Annotated in this window: 21 protein-coding genes; 13 read left to right on the top strand and 8 right to left on the bottom strand. The window is 72.7% G+C overall.

From position 1 onward, the window contains the following. Positions 1-51: 51 nt before the first annotated feature. The 4 genes from CBQ26_RS20205 to CBQ26_RS20190 form a co-directional block, all read right to left on the bottom strand. Positions 52-549 (bottom strand): hypothetical protein, encoded by a 498-nt coding sequence (locus tag CBQ26_RS20205; RefSeq protein ID WP_088250403.1) that lies wholly within the window; start codon positions 547-549, stop codon positions 52-54. 391 nt (positions 550-940) lie between these two features. Then, complete coding sequence (locus tag CBQ26_RS20200; protein ID WP_088250402.1) at positions 941-1771, bottom strand: isoprenyl transferase; 831 nt, start codon at positions 1769-1771, stop codon at positions 941-943. A gap of 90 nt (positions 1772-1861) precedes the next feature. Then, complete coding sequence (gene mutY / locus CBQ26_RS20195) at positions 1862-2926, bottom strand: A/G-specific adenine glycosylase (RefSeq protein ID WP_229844361.1); 1065 nt, start codon at positions 2924-2926, stop codon at positions 1862-1864. A gap of 137 nt (positions 2927-3063) precedes the next feature. Next, complete coding sequence (locus CBQ26_RS20190; RefSeq protein ID WP_308430637.1) at positions 3064-4473, bottom strand: hypothetical protein; 1410 nt, start codon at positions 4471-4473, stop codon at positions 3064-3066. 204 nt (positions 4474-4677) lie between these two features. Here CBQ26_RS20190 and CBQ26_RS20185 point away from each other — a divergent pair, with 204 nt between their 5' ends. Continuing rightward, positions 4678-5103: a ketosteroid isomerase-related protein gene (locus CBQ26_RS20185; RefSeq protein WP_088250400.1), complete on the top strand. Its 426-nt coding sequence runs from the start codon at positions 4678-4680 to the stop codon at positions 5101-5103. Continuing rightward, on the top strand, positions 5100-5708 hold the full coding sequence (locus tag CBQ26_RS20180; protein ID WP_088250399.1) for a GNAT family N-acetyltransferase: 609 nt from the start codon (positions 5100-5102) through the stop codon (positions 5706-5708). The genes CBQ26_RS20185 and CBQ26_RS20180 overlap by 4 nt, the downstream gene beginning before the upstream one ends. A 22-nt stretch (positions 5709-5730) precedes the next feature. Here the strand turns inward: CBQ26_RS20180 and CBQ26_RS20175 are convergent, their stop codons facing one another. The 4 genes from CBQ26_RS20175 to CBQ26_RS20160 form a co-directional block, all read right to left on the bottom strand. Continuing rightward, a complete protein-coding gene (locus CBQ26_RS20175) occupies positions 5731-5961 on the bottom strand; it encodes a hypothetical protein (RefSeq protein ID WP_088250398.1) in 231 nt (76 codons plus the stop codon). Between the two features lie 145 nt (positions 5962-6106). Next, on the bottom strand, positions 6107-6592 hold the full coding sequence (locus CBQ26_RS20170) for a hypothetical protein (protein ID WP_088250397.1): 486 nt from the start codon (positions 6590-6592) through the stop codon (positions 6107-6109). After that, positions 6589-6861, bottom strand: a complete 273-nt coding sequence (locus tag CBQ26_RS20165; RefSeq protein ID WP_088250396.1) for a helix-turn-helix transcriptional regulator — start codon at positions 6859-6861, stop codon at positions 6589-6591. Before CBQ26_RS20165 ends, CBQ26_RS20170 begins: the two co-directional genes overlap by 4 nt. Positions 6862-6939: 78 nt before the next feature. Then, on the bottom strand, positions 6940-7347 hold the full coding sequence (locus tag CBQ26_RS20160) for a GNAT family N-acetyltransferase (protein WP_088250395.1): 408 nt from the start codon (positions 7345-7347) through the stop codon (positions 6940-6942). A 98-nt stretch (positions 7348-7445) separates the two neighbouring features. On the opposite strand from CBQ26_RS20160, the gene CBQ26_RS20155 reads away from it, so the two are divergent. From CBQ26_RS20155 to CBQ26_RS20105, 11 genes are all read left to right on the top strand, one after another. Further along, the gene (locus CBQ26_RS20155) at positions 7446-8981 is read left to right on the top strand and encodes a phytoene desaturase family protein (protein WP_088250394.1); all 1536 of its coding nucleotides are present in this window, start codon (positions 7446-7448) and stop codon (positions 8979-8981) included. Positions 8982-9073: 92 nt separating this feature from the next. Then, positions 9074-9499 carry an NUDIX domain-containing protein gene (locus CBQ26_RS20150; RefSeq protein ID WP_342351790.1) on the top strand — a complete coding sequence of 142 codons (426 nt, stop codon included), beginning with the start codon at positions 9074-9076 and terminating at the stop codon, positions 9497-9499. Then, positions 9496-10542 (top strand): carotenoid biosynthesis protein, encoded by a 1047-nt coding sequence (locus CBQ26_RS20145; RefSeq protein ID WP_229844359.1) that lies wholly within the window; start codon positions 9496-9498, stop codon positions 10540-10542. Before CBQ26_RS20150 ends, CBQ26_RS20145 begins: the two co-directional genes overlap by 4 nt. Then, positions 10532-11239 carry a 1-acyl-sn-glycerol-3-phosphate acyltransferase gene (locus tag CBQ26_RS20140; protein WP_308430636.1) on the top strand — a complete coding sequence of 236 codons (708 nt, stop codon included), beginning with the start codon at positions 10532-10534 and terminating at the stop codon, positions 11237-11239. The genes CBQ26_RS20145 and CBQ26_RS20140 overlap by 11 nt, the downstream gene beginning before the upstream one ends. Further along, positions 11236-12351: a glycosyltransferase family 2 protein gene (locus CBQ26_RS20135; protein WP_088250392.1), complete on the top strand. Its 1116-nt coding sequence runs from the start codon at positions 11236-11238 to the stop codon at positions 12349-12351. Before CBQ26_RS20140 ends, CBQ26_RS20135 begins: the two co-directional genes overlap by 4 nt. Positions 12352-12459: 108 nt before the next feature. Further along, positions 12460-13176, top strand: coding sequence for a hypothetical protein (locus CBQ26_RS20130; RefSeq protein WP_088250391.1), 717 nt, complete (start codon positions 12460-12462; stop codon positions 13174-13176). Positions 13177-13258: 82 nt separating this feature from the next. Continuing rightward, positions 13259-14698 (top strand): phytoene desaturase family protein, encoded by a 1440-nt coding sequence (locus CBQ26_RS20125; RefSeq protein ID WP_172418187.1) that lies wholly within the window; start codon positions 13259-13261, stop codon positions 14696-14698. Between the two features lie 5 nt (positions 14699-14703). After that, the gene (locus tag CBQ26_RS20120) at positions 14704-15843 is read left to right on the top strand and encodes a cytochrome P450 (protein ID WP_280522613.1); all 1140 of its coding nucleotides are present in this window, start codon (positions 14704-14706) and stop codon (positions 15841-15843) included. Positions 15844-15931: 88 nt separating this feature from the next. Continuing rightward, the gene (locus CBQ26_RS20115; protein WP_088250389.1) at positions 15932-17203 is read left to right on the top strand and encodes a DUF418 domain-containing protein; all 1272 of its coding nucleotides are present in this window, start codon (positions 15932-15934) and stop codon (positions 17201-17203) included. Further along, a complete protein-coding gene (locus tag CBQ26_RS20110; RefSeq protein WP_088250388.1) occupies positions 17193-17675 on the top strand; it encodes a low molecular weight protein-tyrosine-phosphatase in 483 nt (160 codons plus the stop codon). The genes CBQ26_RS20115 and CBQ26_RS20110 overlap by 11 nt, the downstream gene beginning before the upstream one ends. A 24-nt stretch (positions 17676-17699) precedes the next feature. Continuing rightward, positions 17700-18281: a Jag family protein gene (locus CBQ26_RS20105; protein ID WP_088250387.1), complete on the top strand. Its 582-nt coding sequence runs from the start codon at positions 17700-17702 to the stop codon at positions 18279-18281. The last annotated feature ends 4 nt before the right edge of the window (positions 18282-18285 follow it).

Here is an 18285-nt window from a genome sequence, read left to right as displayed (position 1 = left end):
GTGTTCCTCCGGGGAAAGGGGGGGCGCGGTGTTCGGGGGCGGGGCAGCGTCTCAGCGGACCTGAATGCGGTAGCCGAGTTTCAGGGTCTGGTTCGCGTTGATTTCGGTGATGGTCCAGCGGACGGCGTTGTACTCGTTGGGCTTGACCTCGACCTCGCGGGTGACCGTCTTGCCGTTCTCGGTGACGGTGACCTTCTTCTTCAGGGGAGCGGCCGCGAAGGTCTTGCCGCCGTCGATGGAGTACTCGGTGCGGGCCACGCTCATGTCCTTCTCGGGGGCCACGTAGACGGTGTTCTTGGGAACAGGCAGCGTGACGGGCACGTTCTTGATGGACCGGCTCCCGGTGTTGCGCACGTTGACCACCTGACTGATCAGGTCGCCGGGCTGGACGTTGCTGGGGCTGGGCGAGAACTGTTCGGTCACCTTGCCGTCCACCTTGACGCTGCGCACCAGGGACATGTTGAGGTTCAGGCTGAGCGGCGCGGCGCCCTGCGCGAGGGCCGTGCCGACCAGCAGGGCGGTGAGCAGGATGGGGGTACGGGTCTTCATGCGATCTCCTTGGCGGGGGCGGAAGGACTGCCTGGGGCAGACCAGGGGCTGGAACTGCCCGCAGCGTAGGAAGGTGGGTCTTACGACCGGCTTACAGGTCTGGAGGGCCTCACGGACGCTGCTGGACGATCCGGGACTGCGCGGCCGTTTGGTCGCCGCTGCCAGGAACGTGAAAAACCGCTCGAAATCAGGAAATCTCGCCTGCCAGTCGAGGGCGGCCGGGTCAAGCGCATCCCGTCACTCCCCCGTCAGGGGTGTCGGGCAGCGGCGCGGTACCGCTCCAGTCAGGGGCAGCGGGGCATCTTCATGAAGAGCCGGTGTCCGGCCGCCCGACACGGCGGCGGGGTCAGGAACTGACCGCTCCTGACCCCGCCGCCTGTCCTGCCCCGCGTCAGCGGCCGAAGCGGCGGTCGCGGCCCTGGAAGTCCCGCAGGGCGCGCAGGAAGTCCACGCGGCGGAAGCCGGGCCAGTACACGTCGCAGAAGTAGTACTCGGAGTACACGCTCTGCCACAGCATGAATCCAGACAGGCGGATCTCGCCGCTGGTGCGGATGATGAAGTCCGGGTCCGGGATGTCGGCGGCGTACAGGTGCGCGCTGATGTGGTCGGGCCCGAGGTCGGCGGCTGCCTGCGCCAGGGTCTGCCCGGCCTGCGCCTGGGCGGTCAGGTGGCGTTTGACGGCGTCCACGATCTCCTCGCGGCCCCCGTACCCGACGGCGATGTTCAGGCGCATGCCGTCGTAGTGAGCCGTCTTCTCTTCCAGGTCCTTCAGGGCGGCCAGCACCTGCGGCGGAAAGCCGTCGTGCTGCCCGATGGCGCGTACCCGGACGCGGTTGGCGTGAATGCGGGGGTCGGTAGCGAGGCTGCGGGCTTCCTTTTCCAGCAGGCCCAGGATGTGCGCCAGTTCAGAGGGGTCGCGGCTCTTGTTGTCGGTGGACAGCACCCAGATGGTCGCGGCGGGAATCCCGAGTTCCAGGCACCACTGCAGCACCTCGTGGGCCTTGTCCGCCCCGATGGAGTGCCCCACCTCGCGTTGCAGGCCGCTGGCGCGCGCGAAACGGCGGTTTCCGTCGAGAATCAGGCCCAGGTGGCGGGGCAGGTGCCCGTGGGCGCGTACCTCGCGGGCCAGACGCTGTTCATAGCCCCACAGCAGGGCGCCGCGGGTCGCATTCCGCGTTTTCTGAAAGGTCTGGACTGCGACTTTGAGCGGCTCGGACGACATGCGCCCAGTCTAACGCGGCGGGCGGGCGGCGCGTCCCCCGAACGGACGAAGCGGCGGCCGCGCGTGTGGGGGCGGTCACAGCAGCGCGGGCTACAGCAGGGCGGGCTGCGCGGCCAGGGCCAGCGCCTTCTGATCCAGCCGGGACAGGGCTTCGTCAGCCACCATGCGGAGCGGCAGGTCGGCCTGCGCGGCGTGCAGGTGCAGCGTGACGCGGCGGTGCGTCATGGCGTGCGTCAGGCGGCCCAGGAACGCGCCGGGACGGGCAGGCAGGCGGGCGCACAGCCGCGTCAGGGCGTCCTGCACGGTCTCGCCGGCGGCGAGCGGTTCGGCAGGCAGGCCCATCAGGCCGCCCAGCAGCGCGCCGCTGCGGCGTTCCAGAACCGCGCGGTGCGGCGTGCCGATCAGCACCGCCACGACCGTCACCTCCTGCGCGGCGGCGCGGACCTTCGGGGCCGGATAGGCCGCGGGCGTGCCGGACGCGAACGCCGCGCACCACACCCGCAGCGGGCAGGCGTCGCAGCGGGGCGCGGCGGGCGTGCAGACCGTGGCGCCCAGGTCCATGACCGCCTCGTTCCACGCGCCGGGCCGCGCCGGGTCCAGCAGCGCGTCCGCGCGGGCCTGCACCCAGGCGGGCGTGGGCTGCGGTTCGGCGTGCAGGCGGGCCAGGACGCGGCGGACGTTGCCGTCGTTCACGGCGCGCGCCTCGTTCAGGGCGAGGCTGCTGACGGCCGCCGCCGTGTACGGCCCGACGCCCGGCAGGGCCAGCCACCCGTCGTACGAGCCGGGGAAGCCGTCCTGCGCGACCTGCTGCGCGGCGCGGTGCAGGTTGCGGGCGCGGGCGTAGTACCCGCAGCCCTCCCAGGCTTTCAGGACCGCCTCCTGCGGCGCGTCGGCCAGCGCCTGCACGGTCGGGAAGGCTGTCAGAAAGCGGTCATAGTAGATCTGCCCACGCGCCACCTGCGTCTGCTGGAGCAGGATTTCCGCCACCCACACGCGGTAGGGGTCCCGCGCGCCCTCGGCGCCGGCCCGCCAGGGCAGGGAGCGGCCGGTGCGGTCGAACCACGCCAGCAGCGCCGCGCGCAGCTCCGGAAGCGGGAGCGGGGAGACCGGAACGGACGGGGGCGCAACAGACGGGCCAGCGGCGGACGGGGACACGGGGGCAGTGTAGGGCGCCCGTCCGGACGCGACGGGCGCGGCGGACACCATCCCCCCCTGGCCCCCACTGGCCCCCATTGGATGGACGCGCCCCCCGGCCTGTCAGGGTCCGGGGGGCGCGTCGGGGGCAGGGACGCTCAGGCGGGCACGGCCTCACGCGCGGCGGGACGCACGCGGCGGCGCACGCCGTCGGCGTACTCGGCCAGTTCGTTCAGCAGGTCCGGCACGCCCACGCGCAGCAGGTACTGCCCGCCGGGCAGCGGTGTCAGGGCCAGGAACGGCGGGCGGGTCAGGGTGTCGAGGATGCTGCCCAGCTCGGCGTAGTTCACGCCGCTGCCCAGCCGCTCCGCGAGGCGCGGGACGCTGACCACCGAGTGCGCCGGCTGCTGCGACAGCGTGAGCAGCACGAAGCTGAACGCGCCGCGCTGCGCGAGGTGGGAACTGACGAGTTCCGCCACGCTGGCCGCCGACTCCAGGTCGATGCTGCCGGCCTTCCAGTAGCCGCGCAGGTCCACCGGGGACAGCGGCGCGAGGTGGGCGTGCTCGATCAGCGCGGTCAGCGCCTCGCGGGTCAGGCAGGGCGTGTTCGCGGGGCGGCCGTCCTCGGTGGTCAGCAGCACGCAGTAGTCGGCGTTCTCCTTCCAGGCGGGCGTCTGAAGCGCGGCCTCGCTGGTCGCCACGAGCACCGAGTACCCGTGGGTGCCGAGTTCGGCGTTCAGGCGCAGCACGCCGCCGCCCAGGTGTTCCAGGCGGTAGCCGGTCAGGCGCGCGAGTTCCGCGAGTTGCGGCTCGGCGTCCAGGGACGCGGCGGACAGGACCGGGCCGCTGGCGACCGGCCCGGCTGCCAGCGGAGTGCGTTCCGGCGTCTCGAAGGTCACGTCCAGCGTCCGCAGCGGCGCGGCGGAGCGTCCGGACACCACGGGACGCACGGCGCTGCTCCCGCCGGCGGGGACGGCCGTTCCGCCCGTTCCGGCGGCCGGCAGGTCCGGGGTCAGGGCGACCGGCGCGGGCCGCTGCGGGGTGACCTCGGCGGAACGAGCATCGGCGGCGCGCACCTCGGTCACGCGCGGCTCGGGCTGACGCGCGGCGCGGCCCTCGGAGGAGCGGGCCTCGGGAGCCTGGGCGGGGCGCGGTTCAGGGGGACGGGTGGCCGGCGCTTCCGGACGGACCTCCTGCAGGCGGACCTCCCGGACGTGCGGCGTGGACGACACCACCACGCGCCGCGTCTCCGGGACGCGCGGCACCTCCCGGCGGGGCGGCGGCTGCGGCGCGTGCGGCTTGACGACCGTCTCGACCTGATAGCGCCCCGGAGCGAGCAGCGTGAGGATCAGCACGTCGTTCACGCCCAGGTGCTGCGCGTGGTACAGCCCGCCCAGCCCCCACACCCGCATGCGGTCCAGGTCCACCTGCACCGCGTGCTCCTCGCCCTTCTCGTCGACCAGTACGGCCGGTCCCGCGTTCGGGAAGGTGCTTTCCAGGTACTTGAGGAGGCGCAGGCTGCCTTCCTGCAGGCAGGGGCGGGTAACGATGTACCGGATTGATTTCACGCGTTGACTCCTCCGTTGAAAGCGTCCCTGGGCGTTCTGGGCGCGGCAGGTGTGGGTAAATTGTTCCTAAAGTAGCAGAAATACTCGCGCGTGACCGCACATTTCCCCGCAGGGCAGCATGGCCGGGCCTCATGAGGGAAGCCTGGGCGTTCCATGACGCGCGCACGGACGGCCCGGCCGGGCGACTGCCGTATCCTGACGGGCATGACCGACGCCACCCAGACAGCCGTTCAGCTCGTGCAGGCCTACTACGACGCCTTCAACCGCGGCGACGCGGCGGGCATGCTGGCCCTGCTGACCGACGACGTGCGACACGACATCAACGAGGGCGACACCCAGACCGGCCTGGAGGCGTTCCGGGCCTTCCTAGCAAAGATGGACGCCCACTACCGCGAGCGGGCCGAGGACGTGGTCGTCATGGCCACCCCGGACGGCACGCGCGCCAGCGCCGAGTTCGTCATTCACGGCGAGTACCTGAGAACCGACCCCGGCCTGCCCAAAGCGCAAGGGCAGCGCTACGTGCTGCCGGTCGGGGCGTTCTTCGACCTGCGCGGCGGGAAGATCGCGCGCGTCACCAACTACTACAACCTCGCGGACTGGACCCGGCAGGTCGAGCAGGGCAGCGCTTGAGCCTGAGCGTCACCACCGTCGGCGGCGCGGACCTCGCCCCGTTCATTCCCGCGCTGGCCCGCCTGCGAACCCTGGTGTTCCGCGCGTACCCGTACCTGTACGACGGCGACCCCGCCTACGAGGAACGCTACCTGCAGACGTACCTGGACGCCCCGGACGCCATCATCGTGCTGGCCCGCAACGGCGACACCATCGTCGGGGCCAGCAGCGCCCTGCCGCTCGCGCAGGAGACCGACGACATCCGCGCGCCGCTGCACGCCCCGGAATTCGACCCGCAGGACGTGCTGTACCTGGGCGAGAGCGTCCTGACCGCCGAGTACCGCGGACGCGGCCTGGGCCACGCCTTCTTCGACCACCGCGAGGCGCACGCCGCACGCCTGGGCCTGCACACCACCGCGTTCTGCGCTGTACAGCGCCCGGACAACCACCCGGCGCGGCCCACCCCGTACCGCACGCACCACGCCTTCTGGGCCGCGCGCGGCTACACCGAACGCCCGGACCTGACCACCACCCTGAGCTGGAAGGATCTGGGCGACGACCACGAAACGCCCAAACCCATGCGCTACTGGATCAGGAAAACCGCGACCGCAGGGCAGTCACAGTGAGGCAGAAGGTGGTGGCGGCCCCTCAGCGGTGACCGTTCCGGGCGGCCTTCTCGGCATCCAGGCGTTTCTTCTCCTGAACCCACGAGAACGACCGGAACGCATCCACCGCGAACCACACGGCCAGCACCGCCGCCACCGCCACCCACACCCAACTCTGGGACTGCGCGGCCAGGAACGCCAGCACCGCACACAACGCGGCCAGCGCAACGCTAGAGGCGAACACGATATGGGGGGGCACGCGACGACCGAACATGCGTCACAGCGTACCCCCCTCACTCTTACTCGCCTCTGTCTGCTGGGACGAATTCCGTCTGTTTCGGCCTCCAGCCGGAAAGGCAGGCGGTTGTCAACTCCATTCCCGGAGACTCTCACCCGATCCATACGGACCCGTACTGGGTTTACTCGGCTGTGTCGGGCTCGGTCCAGGCGAGAATTGCAGTGGGAAGAAAAGGGATGAACAGCAGAGTCAGGAGCGCGACACCCTGAAGGCCATCCGGTCGTTCGAAAGCAGGGAGGCTGGGACCGAAGAAGACGAAGAGGACCACGCAGAACAGGAGTACCTTGACCACCCAGCGGTAGGCCAATGAGTTCGCCTGCGCGATCCGCGAGGCCTGCCGTTCATCCAGATACGCAGCATCGGCACGAGGCAGCCCCAGACGATCCGGAAAGGCAAGGTGCGCCACTCCGAGAAGGATGGCAGCGGTCGCCAGGGCCAGGGTGGCCAGTATGGGTCCGCGCCCCGCGTCGAAAGCCGCGTCGAACGAACCGGTCAGGCGCAGCAGAAATACGGTCAGGGCCGTCAGCAGCCCGGCCGCATACACGGTGACGATCTGGCGACGGCGGGCCTGTGTGGGCAGGGGGCGGACGGGAATGACGGTGTTCATGCTGAACCTCCGTAGACTTTCTCGCTGAGGGGGGTGAAGGGCGCGCGGGAGAAGATCGCCTCGATGGGCAGGCCGAAGTAGTCGCTGAGGCGGAAGGCGAGGTCAAGGCTGGGCGCGTATTCGCCGCGTTCCAGGTAGCCGATGGTCTGGTAGTTCACGTCGACAGCGGCAGCCAGATCCTGGCGTGACAGGCCCCGCTCGGCCCGCAGGACAGGGAGTCGGTTGTAAAGGGTAAGGGCGGCGGAACGCCCGGCGGACTTGGCAACCATGGTACGTATTGTTGTACTTATACAACATAAAGTCAATATGGAAGACTATCTGTCTGCTCTTGCCTCTGTCGCGCAGGTTCAGCCGTCCAGGGTCCGGCTGAGGATCACGCCCTGCAACTCGTCGGTGTCGTACCCGCAGGCGCGGTAGAACGCCTGCGCCTCCTCGCTGTCGGCGGCCACCCACACGTTGCGAATGCCCTGTTCGCGCATGTGGGCGTGCAGGGCCGCGACCAGGGCGCGGCCCACCCCGCGCCCCCGCCAGGACTGGCGGACGCCGATCTCCTCGAACATCACGTCCAGCGGGTCGCCGCTGTCGTCCTCGGCGTGCCAGTGCCACACGCCGGGGTCGTTCAGGTACGCGCGGGCGGCGTCCAGGGTCAGGGGCGGGCTGGGCGGTTCGTCCGTGAAGTCCGTCTCGTCGTGCGCGAGGCGTTCCAGGGCGGCCTCGTCGCCGGGTCCCAGGCGGCGGATGCGGAAGGGCGGCATGGTCCATGATGCACCGGCCGCGGCGGGGGGAGTGGGCGGGCCGCTTCTGCGTGCGGGGTGACGCTCTGCCGGGGCGCGGGCGTGGCAGACTGCGCGTGATGCCGGATTTCGACGTGATCGTGATGGGAGCGGGCCACAACGCGCTGGTGACGGCCGCGTACGCCGCGAAGGCGGGCCTGAAGGTGGGCGTGTTCGAGCGGCGACACATCGTGGGCGGGGCGGTCAGCACCGAGGAACTCGTGCCGGGGTACCGCTTCGATTACGGCGGGAGCGCGCACATCCTGATCCGCATGACGCCCGTGGTGCGGGAACTGGAACTGACCCGGCACGGCCTGCACTACCTGGATGTGGACCCGATGTTCCACGCGTCGGACGGCGAGACGCCCTGGTTCATCCACCGCGACGCCGGGCGCACGGCGCGGGAACTGGAGGCACTGTTCCCCGGTCAGGGCGAGGCGTACACGAAATTCCTGGACGACTGGACGCCGTTCGCGCGCTCCGTGGCGGACCTGTTCAATTCGGCGCCGGGACCGCTGGACATGGGCAAGATGGTCGTGTCCAGCGGCAAGGGCAAGGACTGGATGGAGCAACTGCCGCGCATCCTGCGCCCGTACGGGGACGTGGCGCGGGAGTACTTCACGGACGAGCGGGTCCGCGCCCCACTGGTGTGGATGGCCGCGCAGAGCGGCCCGCCGCCCAGCGACCCGCTGAGTGCGCCGTTTCTGCTGTGGCACCCGCTGTACCACGAGGGCGGCGTGGCGCGGCCCAAGGGTGGCAGCGGCGGCCTGACGAAAGCCCTGAAACGCGCCATCGAATCCGATGGCGGGCAGGTGTTCGTGAACGCGCCCGTGAAGGACATCCTCGTCAAGGATGGGAAGGCTCAGGGCATCCGGCTGGAGAACGGCGAGACGTACACCGCCCGCGCCGTCGTGTCCGGTGCGCACGTCCTCACCACCGCGGGCGCCCTGCCGGACGAGCATGTACCCGCCGCCGCCCGGCAGGTCCGCGTGGGCAACGGCTTCGGCATGGTCCTGCGCCTCGCCCTGAGCGAGAAGGTCAAATACCGCAACCACCGGGAACCCGACAGCCGCGTCGGCCTGGGCCTGCTGATCAAGAACGAACAGCAGCTCATGAAAGGCTACGGAGAGTACCTCGCGGGCGAACCCACCAGCGACCCGCCCCTGATCGCCATGAGCTTCAGCGCCGTGGACGACTCGCTCGCCCCGCCCGGCGGCGAGGCCCTGTGGCTCTGGGCGCAGTACTACCCCTACGAACTGAGCAGCGGCTCCTGGGAAACCCGAACGGCCGAGGCCCGCGAGAACATCCTGAACGCCTTCGAACACTACGCGCCCGGCACCCGCGACACCATCGTCGGCGAACTCGTCCAGACCCCGCAGTGGTTAGAAACCAACCTCGGCCTGCACCGCGGGAACGTCATGCACCTCGAAATGAGCTTCGACCAGATGTTCTCCTTCCGCCCCTGGATGAAAGCCAGCCAGTACCGCTGGCCCGGCGTGCAGGGCCTCTACCTGACCGGCGCGAGCACCCACCCCGGCGGCGGCATCATGGGCGCGTCGGGCCGCAACGCCGCGCAGGTCCTCGTGAAAGACCTGACGAGACGCCGGTGGCGGTGAGGGAGTTGATGGTTGATAGAGGATGGAGGATGGACACTCTTTCTCTGCACTTCCGTTTCTCTGCACTTCCGTCCATCTCGCCGGGGGCGCGTGTGATCCGGCGCTGGTGGCGGGGGCTGCGTCCGAGGCGCCGCGTGGGTGCAGGGGTAGCCGTTATCCGGAGTGAGGCAGTCCTGCTGGTGCGCCGGGGCGATAACGACCTGTGGGACGTGCCGGGCGGCGGCGCGGACGCCGGGGAGTCGCCGGAGGACACGGCGCGGCGGGAATTGCAGGAGGAGACGGGCCTAAGCGTGGGCGCGCTGCGCTCACTGGGCATATTCCCGCACCGGCACACGTACCTGGACGGGAATGTAGTCGCCTGGGAAACGCACGTATTCACGGCCGACTTTGCAGGTGGGGAGCCGTGCGCCTCGGATGACGCGGCGCAGGTGCGCTGGTGGCCGCTGGCAGCCCTGCCGGGTGACGTGTCGGAGGCGACCGGCACGTACTTCGCGGCGTTGGCGGCGGTGCGGGCGTGAGGTTTTCCCCCACCGTGTGGCGTGCCGGGCTGGCGTTCGCGGCGCTGGGTGTGGCGTTTCTGGGGGCGCTGCTGGTCATGGGCGGGAACGCCGTGGGCTGGGCGTTGATTGCGCTGGGGTTGCCTCTGTCGGGCGTGCTGGCGCTGGCGGGGGACGCGCTGGGCGCGGAGTTCCCGGAGGTGCTGGGGGCGCGGCTGGCCGGGCTGCTGGCGGCGACGCGGCCTTGGATGGCGCTGGTGGCGCTGTACGTGGCGCTGAAGATTCCGGTGCCGCTGTGGCCGGAGGGGTTCCCGGTGCTGGGGCTGGCGAGTACGGCGGCGTTGTGCGCGGCGGCGCTGGCGTTCGTGTGGGAGCGCGTGGGATGGCTGCGGGCGGCGCTGATGCTGGTCGTGTCGTTCGGGGTGGGGCTGGGCGTGGAACTGCTGGGGAGCCGGACGGGCATTCCGTTCGGGGAGTACACGTACGCGGGGGCGCCCGCCCCGACGCTGCTGACCGTGCCGTTGATCGTGCCGCTGGGGTGGTTCGCGCTGACGCTGACGGCCACGAGCCTGTCGCGCGGGCGGCCGTGGCTGGCGGGCGCGCTGATGATGCTGTGGGACGTGGGCCTGGAACCCCTGATGACCGCGCAGGGGTACTGGACGTGGACGGACCCGCTTCCGCTGTGGGCGGGCGCGCCGGTGCAGAACTTCCTGGGCTGGTGGGCGGTCGGATGGGGCCTGTCGTGGGTGTTCACGGGGCTGGCGCCGGGGCTGTTCGGGCGGGCCGGGGTGGGCTGGGCGCTGCCCGGCTGGCTGGAGCGGGTGGACGGGAACGTGCCGCCCAGCCGCGTGCCGTCCCTGAGTCTGCTGCCCGGTGCGCGCCGCGCCGGTGAGGGCCTGGATTTCCGGGTGGTGTACGCGACCGAGGCGTTCTTCCTGCCGGGCGGGCTGGTGCTGGTGGGCCGCTACGCGGAGGCGGCGGTGACGCTGGCCGCCATGGGGCTGGGGTTGGGGCTGGCGCGGGCGCTGCGGCCGGGTCGGCGTGCGGTGACGCGTGCCGGATAGGTCCGCACCCACCCGGTCCGGGGCCGGGCAGGCTGGGGGGGACCGTCACGCCTGGGCGACGTGGCTGCTGTCGCGCAGCGTGAGCCGCAGCGTGCGCGCCGGCCTGGGCGGCGTGTGGGTGCGCGGTCCGGTCCCGGTGGGTGGCGCGGTCCTGGCGCCGAACCATCATTCCTGGTGGGACGGGTACGTGCTGCGCGAGGCGGCCCTGTGGGCGGGTGATGAGTTCGCGGTGCTGATGGGCGCGCGGCAGCTGTCGCGCTTTCCGTTCCTGCGGCGCGTGGGCGCGGTGCGCGTAGACGAGGTCCGGGCGGGCGTGCGCCGGGCGCGGGTGGGGTGGCTGGTGGTGTTCCCGGAGGGCGCGGTGCAGCCGGCCGGGCCGCTGCGGGCCATGCAGCCGGGCGCGGCGTGGATCGCGGGCGCGGCGGGCATGCCGCTGGTGCCGGTGGCGCTGCGGGTCGTGATGCGCGGTGCGCAGGCACCCGAGGCCTTCGTGCGCTTCGGGTGCCCGGTGGCGGGGCCAGACCTGGAGGGCGCCCTGCAACGCGAACTGGCCGCGCTGGACGCCGACCTGCTGGACAGCGACCCGGAGGCCCCGCCTGCCGGGTACCTGCGGGCCGTGCCGGGCCGCGCGAGCCGGTCGGAGCGGGTGGACCTGCCCTCCAGACTGCTGATCTGGATCACCGGGGACAGAGGATGAGGATTCAGTGGGCTGCCGCGTGGGAGCGGGCGCAGCGGCCCGTGCAGGCGCTGCTGCTGGGCTGGCTGGCGACCAAGGCGGCGGTGCTGGCCGTGAACGCCGTGACCTTCCCGCGCCTGCGGCCCGCGCCCACCCCGCGCGGGGGTCCGCGCGTGTCCATCCTGATTCCGGCGCGGGACGAGGCGCACAACCTGCCGCGCACCCTGCCCGGCGTGCTGGCCCAGGGCGCCTTCGAGGTGCTGGTGCTGGACGACGGCAGCCGCGACGGAACCGCCGACGTGGCCCGCCGCCTGGGCGCGCGGGTCCTGACGGGCGAGCCCAGACCGGACGGCTGGAACGGGAAACCCTGGGCCTGCCAGCAACTGCTGCGCGCGGCGCGTGGTGAGGTGCTGGTCTTCACGGACGCGGACGTGGACTGGCACGCGGGCGCGCTGGGCGGCCTGCTGCGCGAGCTGACCCGTTCGGGCGCGGACCTGCTGAGCATCCAGCCCCGGCAGTCGAACGCGGGCCTGGGCGCCCGCCTGCTGACCCCGCTGGTGGACGCGGCGGTGCTGTCGTACTTCCCGTTTCCGCTGACGCGCCTGCGCCACCCCATGACCTCGATTGCCAACGGGCAGGTCATGGCGTTCCGCCGCGCCGCGCTGAGCCGCGTGGGCGGGTACGTGCCCGTCCGGGCCGAGGTGCTGGAGGACACCCGCCTCGCGCAGCACCTGGGCGCGCAGGGGTTCCTGGTGTCCACGGCGCTGGGCCGCGCGTGCATCGGCGTGCGCATGTACCGCACCTACCCGGAGTCGGTGGAGGGCTTCGGCAAGAACGTCCTGCCGCTGCACTTTCACTCGCGGCCGCTGCTGCTGCTGGCCGCCGCCGGGCACCTGGGCGCGTACACCCTGCCGTGGCTGCTGCGCCCCTGGCTGCGCGGCCCCGGCTGGACGGCCCTGCGCGTGGCCGGGCTGCTGGAACGCACGCTGGTCAGCGTGGTCGCCGGTCGCCGCGCCCCCGCCGACCTGGCCGAGGGTCTGCTGGGACCCCTCACGCCGCTGCTGGCACTGCCGGTATACCGCCGCGCCCTGCGCCGCACCGTCACCTGGAAGGGCCGCGAGTACAGACAGTGACGCAGGACCGGCAGTGACCCCTCACCCCCTGGGCAGAGGGGAACTTTCCTGAAGGCCGGGCGGACTGGGCTTCATGGACTGCTCAGGTGTGGGGCGGAGGCTCGGGGTATGTCGTCCCACCGCGTCCGTCTGGGGGCTGCCCTGCTCCTGTCGTTCCTGCCCGTGGCGTCCGGGGCGGGGTTCACCGAGGCGTCGTTCGCGCAGGTCGGGGCGGGTGGGTGGCAGCCGGTGCGGTTCTGGTGCGACACGCCGGAGCGGGTGCTGGCGCTGTCGGGCACGGGGGCCGGGCCGGGCACGCTGACGCAGTGGGTGGGCGGCGTGCGCTCGCAGGTGGCCGTGACGGTCGGGGCGGACGACGCGGGGGCGGGTCAGGTGTACACGCTGCTGACCTTCGCGGGAAGCGGCGCCCCGGCCCCTGGGTTCTTCGTGCACAGCAGCAACGTGCAGAACGTGCAGGACCCCGCGTACCGCATGACGCACGTGAATGAATTCCGCGTGCCTGCCGGGTCGTTCAACTGCCGCTACGTGCCACAGGCGGCGGTCGTGGCGGCCACCGCGCGGCACAGCGTGACCGTGTGGGAGGCCGCTGGGAAGGTCACGTACGCCAGCCGCAACCGCGACGGCACGCCGGGCGTGCAGCTGACGGGCGGCGCGCACGCCACGGGCGGGGAACGGGACGAGTACCGCTGGAACCGGGGCGGGTACGCTTACGTGCTGGTCGTGGGCACCGCGCGGGCTCCGGGCGGCGAGTTGCGGGTCGAGCGGGCCGGGCGGGTCCTGAGCCGCGAGCCGCTGCTGGCGTACTCAGTCAGCCGCGCCCGCTGAGGGCCGGGGGGCGCCCGTACCTTCCGGGCCGGGTCCGCTGCTCTATGCTCGGCAGCGTGAGCACAGGTCGGGGGGTGGGGGCGTGAGGCGGCAGCCGGGGCATGTCGCGGTGATCGGGGCGGGCTTCGCGGGGCTGGCGGCGGCCCTGCGACTGGCGCGGGCCGGGGCGCGGGTGACGGTGCTGGACGCGCTGGACGGTCCCGGCGGGAAGGCGGCACTGGGCTTCCCGGAGTTCTCCAGCGGCCCGACCGTCGTGACCATGCCGCAGGTGTTCCGGGCGCTGCATGCCCGCCTGGACCTGCCGACGCCCACCCTGACGGCCGCGCGGCCCACCACTGCGTACCACGGGACGGACGGCCGGGTGTTCGCGCCCGAGGCGCTGCACGTGGCGGGCAGTCTGGACTCCACGCTGGCGCAACTGTCCCGCGCCGAGGGCCGGCGCTACGGGGCGCTGCTGGCCTCGTCGCGGCGCATGTACCTGGACGCGCAGGACACGTTCCTGTTCACGCCGCCGCCCGGCCCGGCCCGGCTGGCCCGTTACGCCCTGACGCGGGGCCGCCGGGCCGCGCCGCTCGTGCCGCTGCGGCGACTGGTGCGCTCGGGGCCGTTCATGACGCCGTTCTGGCTGCGCTTCGCCACGTACCTGGGCGCCGACCCGTACCGCGCGCCCGCCGTGCTGCACAACATCGCGTGGGTGGAACTCGGATACGGCGTGTGGCACCTGCGCGGCGGCCTGCTGGACCTGGCGCGCACCCTGCACGCGCAGGCGGTGGCGCTCGGCGTGCGCTTCGAGTTCGGGACGCGCGTCACCAGCCTCAGCACGCACGGGGGGCAGGTGCTGGGCGCCCACACCAGCCAGGGGGCGTTTGCGGCGGACGCCTGGGTCAGCGCCGCCGACCGCGCCCTGACGCTATCCTGGCTGGGCGAGAGCGAGAAACCCACCCCGCGCGGCGTGAGCGGCTTCGCGCTGCAACTGCGCCTCTCGGAGGACCGGGGGCAGGCGCACCACATCTACTGGCCGGTCGAGTACGCCCGCGAGTGGCGGGACATCCGCGCCGGGCGCCTCCCGCGCGACCCGACGCTGTACCTGCACCTGGACGGCACGCGCGCCTTCCTGCTCGTGAACGCCCCGCCGGACCCCGCCGTGGCCGGCGACCCGCGCGAGTACGGCGCGTGGCTGCTGGCACGCCTCCAGGACCGCCTGCGGGCCAGCGAGGGTGGGCCGCTGCCCGTGCAGGAATGGCAGGCGCTGTCGCCCGCCGAGTACGCCCGCACCGCCCGCGCCGGCGCACTGTACGGCCGCGCCCCTCACGGCCTGAGCGGCAGCCTGCGCCCCGGCTGGACGCTGCCGCACGCGCGGAATCTGGTGCAGGTGGGCGGCACCGTCCACCCCGGCGGCGGCGTACCCCTGAGCGTCCTGAGCGGCTGGAACGGCGCCGGGCAGCTGCTGGGCCTGCCCTTCGACGACCTGGACGGCCGTCAGGTCCCACGCGGGACGGAGGTCTGGCCATTCGGGCTCTGAGCACGTTGCCCGAACCGCCGACCCGTCCGGGGAACGGGCACCTGCAGGACTGGGCGCTGTCGCCTCTGCCCCTGATCGGGGAGGGTGCGGCGCGGGCACGCGCGGCGGGCGTGGACGTGTTCCGGTTGCGGCTGGGCCTCCCGGCGGTGGTGGGGGTGGGGGCGGCGTGGAACCGGGCGGTGCTGACGGACCTGGGCACGTTCCGCAGTGCGGGGAGCCTGTCGCGGATCGTGCCGTACCTGTCGGGCGGGGTGATCCTGTCGGACGCGCCGGGGCACGCGGGGCGGCGCGCGCTGATGAATCCGGGCTTCGGGCGGGCGCACCTGCTGGCGTTGCAGGCGCGGACGCGGGCGGCCCTGCCGGGCGTGCCGGGCGGCGAGTTCGATGCGCTGGCCTGGGCGGACGGCGCGGTACTGCGGCTGCTGAACGCCGCGTACTTCAGCGGAGAGTTCGATGCCGGGCTGCTGCATGCGTTCCTGGCGCCGCTGCGCCGCCCGTTCCCGGTGCCCGCGATTCCGCGTCCGCTGCTGTTCGCGCGGGTGGACGCCGAGCTGCGCCGCCTCGCGCACGCGCGCCTGACCGGTCGGGGGCACGACGACCTGCTGGCGGTGCTGGCGCCGCTGCCGGGCGGGCTGGAGGAGGCGCGGGTGTCGCTGGCCGCGGCGCACGACACGACCACGCACGCGCTGGCGTATGCGATCTGGTTCCTGGCGCAGCATCCGCAGTGGCACGCGCCCGAGCATCACGCGGCGGTGCTGAAGGAGGTGCTGCGGCTGTTCCCGCCGGGCTGGATGGGCAGCCGCCGCCTGAGCCGCGACCTGAACTGGAACGGGGTGAGGTTGCCGCGCGGGGCGCTGGCGCTGTACTCGCCGTACCTGTCGGGCCGTGACCCGGCCCTGTGGGACCGCCCCGCCGAGTTCGATCCGGGCCGCTGGGCCGCCCGGCCCCCGGCGTGGGCGTACCTGCCGTTCGGGGGCGGCGAGCGCCTGTGCCTGGGGATGCATCTGGCGCAGATGCTGATTCACGACACGCTGGGGGCGCTGCCGCCCCTGCGGGCCGTGCGGGGCGACCCCACGCCGCTGCCGGGCCTGACCCTCGGCCCGCGCGGGCCGCTGATGGTGCAGCCGACCCCTGCGTCCCCCTGACCCCGCGCCCTGCGGGACGGTGGGGGCGGGTGTCGGTGGCCGCGCAGGCTTGCCCGTCGCGGGTCGGGCCGACTGCTAGCCTGCGGGCATGACCGATCCCGCGCCGTCTGCCGATCCCGCTGCCGCGCCGCTGCCGCCCGACGCCGTTCCGCCGCAGCCCGCGCCGCAGGAGCTGCAGCGGGGGCCGGTGCAGGACCGCTCGGTGCTGCCGGACGTGCTGCGCGGCATGAGCCTGCTGGGCATCCTGATCGTGAACATGCAGGACTTCGCGGGCTTTCTGGAGTGGCGGCAATCGGGCCTGGACCGCGCGGCGCAGGTCGTGACGGACGTGCTGGCGAACGGTCGGTTCATCTCGATCTTCGCGATGCTGTTCGGGTGGGGCGCGGCGGGTCTGCTGGCCCGGCGGGGCGTGGGCGTGTTCCTGCGGCGGCACGCGGCGCTGCTGCTGATCGGTGCGGCGCATTACGTGCTGGTGTGGCACGGGGACATCATCAGTAATTACGCGGTGCTGGCGCTGGCGTTGCTGCTCGTGGCGCACATGACGGCGCGGGGCCTGTTGCGGCTGGCGGGCGTGCTGGGCGCGTGGTGGCTGGGGCTGGGGCTGCTGGCGGCGCTGGGCAGCGCCTCGCAGACCGCGCCGCGCTTCACGTCGCTGCCCGGGTTGCTACCCGGTTACGCCGCGAACGTGCAGGCGCGCGCCGCGGAGTTCTGGCCGCTGCTGCTGGAAGGCAGTCTGTTCAACGGGCCGTGGCTGCTGGCGCTGTTCTTCCTGGGCGCGGCGGCCGCGAAGACCAGCCTGCTGACCCGCCCGGACGAGCACCGTCCGCTGCTGCGGCGGCTGGCGCTGGGGGGCCTGGGCGTGGGCCTGCCGCTGGGCGCGCTGCTGGCGTACCTGAACACCCGCCCGGACGTGGCGGCGGGCGTGCTGGCCCTGCCGGTCCGCATGGCGGGCGGGCTGGCGGGCGCGCTGGGGTACGTGGGCGTGCTGGGCCTGCTGGCCGCGTCCGGGCGGCTGGGCGCGTGGCGCTTCTTCGCGGCGAGTGGGCGGATGGCCCTGACGAACTACCTGACGCAGAGCGTGGTCATGACGCTGATCTTCTACCCGTACGGGCTGCACCAGGGGTTCGGGTGGGTGTCGGGCACCCCGGCCGCAGGGGCGGGCGAGGCGTTCCCGTACAGTGGCGAGTTCGTGGTGTGGGGCGCGGCGCAGACGCTGGCGCTGGCGCTGCTTGTGGGGCTGGCGCAGGTGCCGCTGAGCGCGTGGTGGCTGGCCCGTTTCGGGCAGGGTCCGGTGGAGGGACTGGTCCGGCGGGTGGTGTACGGCCCGCGCGTCCGGCAGAATCGGGCGCATGACGGATAAGGGAAGACCGCTGCGGGTGCTGGCGCTGTGCCTGGGAAACATCTGCCGCAGTCCGGTGGCCGAGGCGCTGCTGCGCCGCGAACTGGAGGCGGCGGGCGTGACGGCCGTGGTGAGCAGCGCCGGGACCGGCGACTGGCACGTGGGCCGCCCCGCTGACCCGCGCAGCCGGGAGGTGGCCGCCCGGCACGGCCTGAGCCTGGACAGCCGGGCGCGGCAGCTGTCGGCGGCGGATTTCTACGAGCAGGACGTGATCCTGGCGATGGACACCGCGAACCTCGCGGACGCGCGCCGCCTGAGCCCCCCGAACGCGGAGGCGCGCGTGCAGCTGATGCGGGATTTCGATCCGCTCGCGCCGGGCGCGGACGTGCCGGACCCGTACTACGGGGGCGCGCAGGGATTCGAGGAGATGTACGACATGCTGGAGCGCAGCGCCCGCACCTTCGCGGCCGGGCAGTCCGTGGGAAATTCGTGAGGGGGCCGCGCTAGACTGCGGGGCATGGATAACCGCACGAACCTCGACGACTACCTCGCGGGGCTGGGCATCAGCGACGCCGACGAGAGCGAGCTGCCGCCGCCCGCTCCGGACGCCCTGACCGGCACCCCCACGCTGGAGGCCGCAGCCGAGGACCCGCGTTCCACCCTGGAAGCGTTCCTGCGGGGCCTGCTGGGCCGCATCGACCCGGACCTGCAGGTGAACGTCACGCAGGCGGACGACGCGCTGGAAGCCGAGATCACCGGCGAGAACGCCGCGAAACTCGCCGGGCGGGACGGCCGCACGCTGGGCGCCATCGAGGTGCTGGCCTACACGGTCCTCGCCAAGCAGGAGGGACGCGGGAACCTGCGCGTGCGGGTGGACATCGGCGGCTACCGCAAGCGGCAGGCCGAGGCGCTCAGCAAACTGGCCGAGCGGCTGGCCGTGCAGGTCGCCAAGAGCGGCGAGCCGCACGAATTGCAGCCCATGCCGGCCTCCGAGCGTCGCGTGATTCACATTGCCCTGAAAGAGCACCCGGACGTGATGAGCGAGTCCATGGGGGAGGGCAACGCCCGGCGACTGATCATCAAACCCCGCCACGGGTAAGGGC

It is taken from the genome of Deinococcus indicus, from assembly GCF_002198095.1.
Taxonomy (GTDB): Bacteria; Deinococcota; Deinococci; order Deinococcales; family Deinococcaceae; genus Deinococcus; species Deinococcus caeni.
The sequence above is the reverse complement of the archived record's forward strand: the minus strand, read 5'-3'. Positions and strand labels throughout refer to the sequence as shown.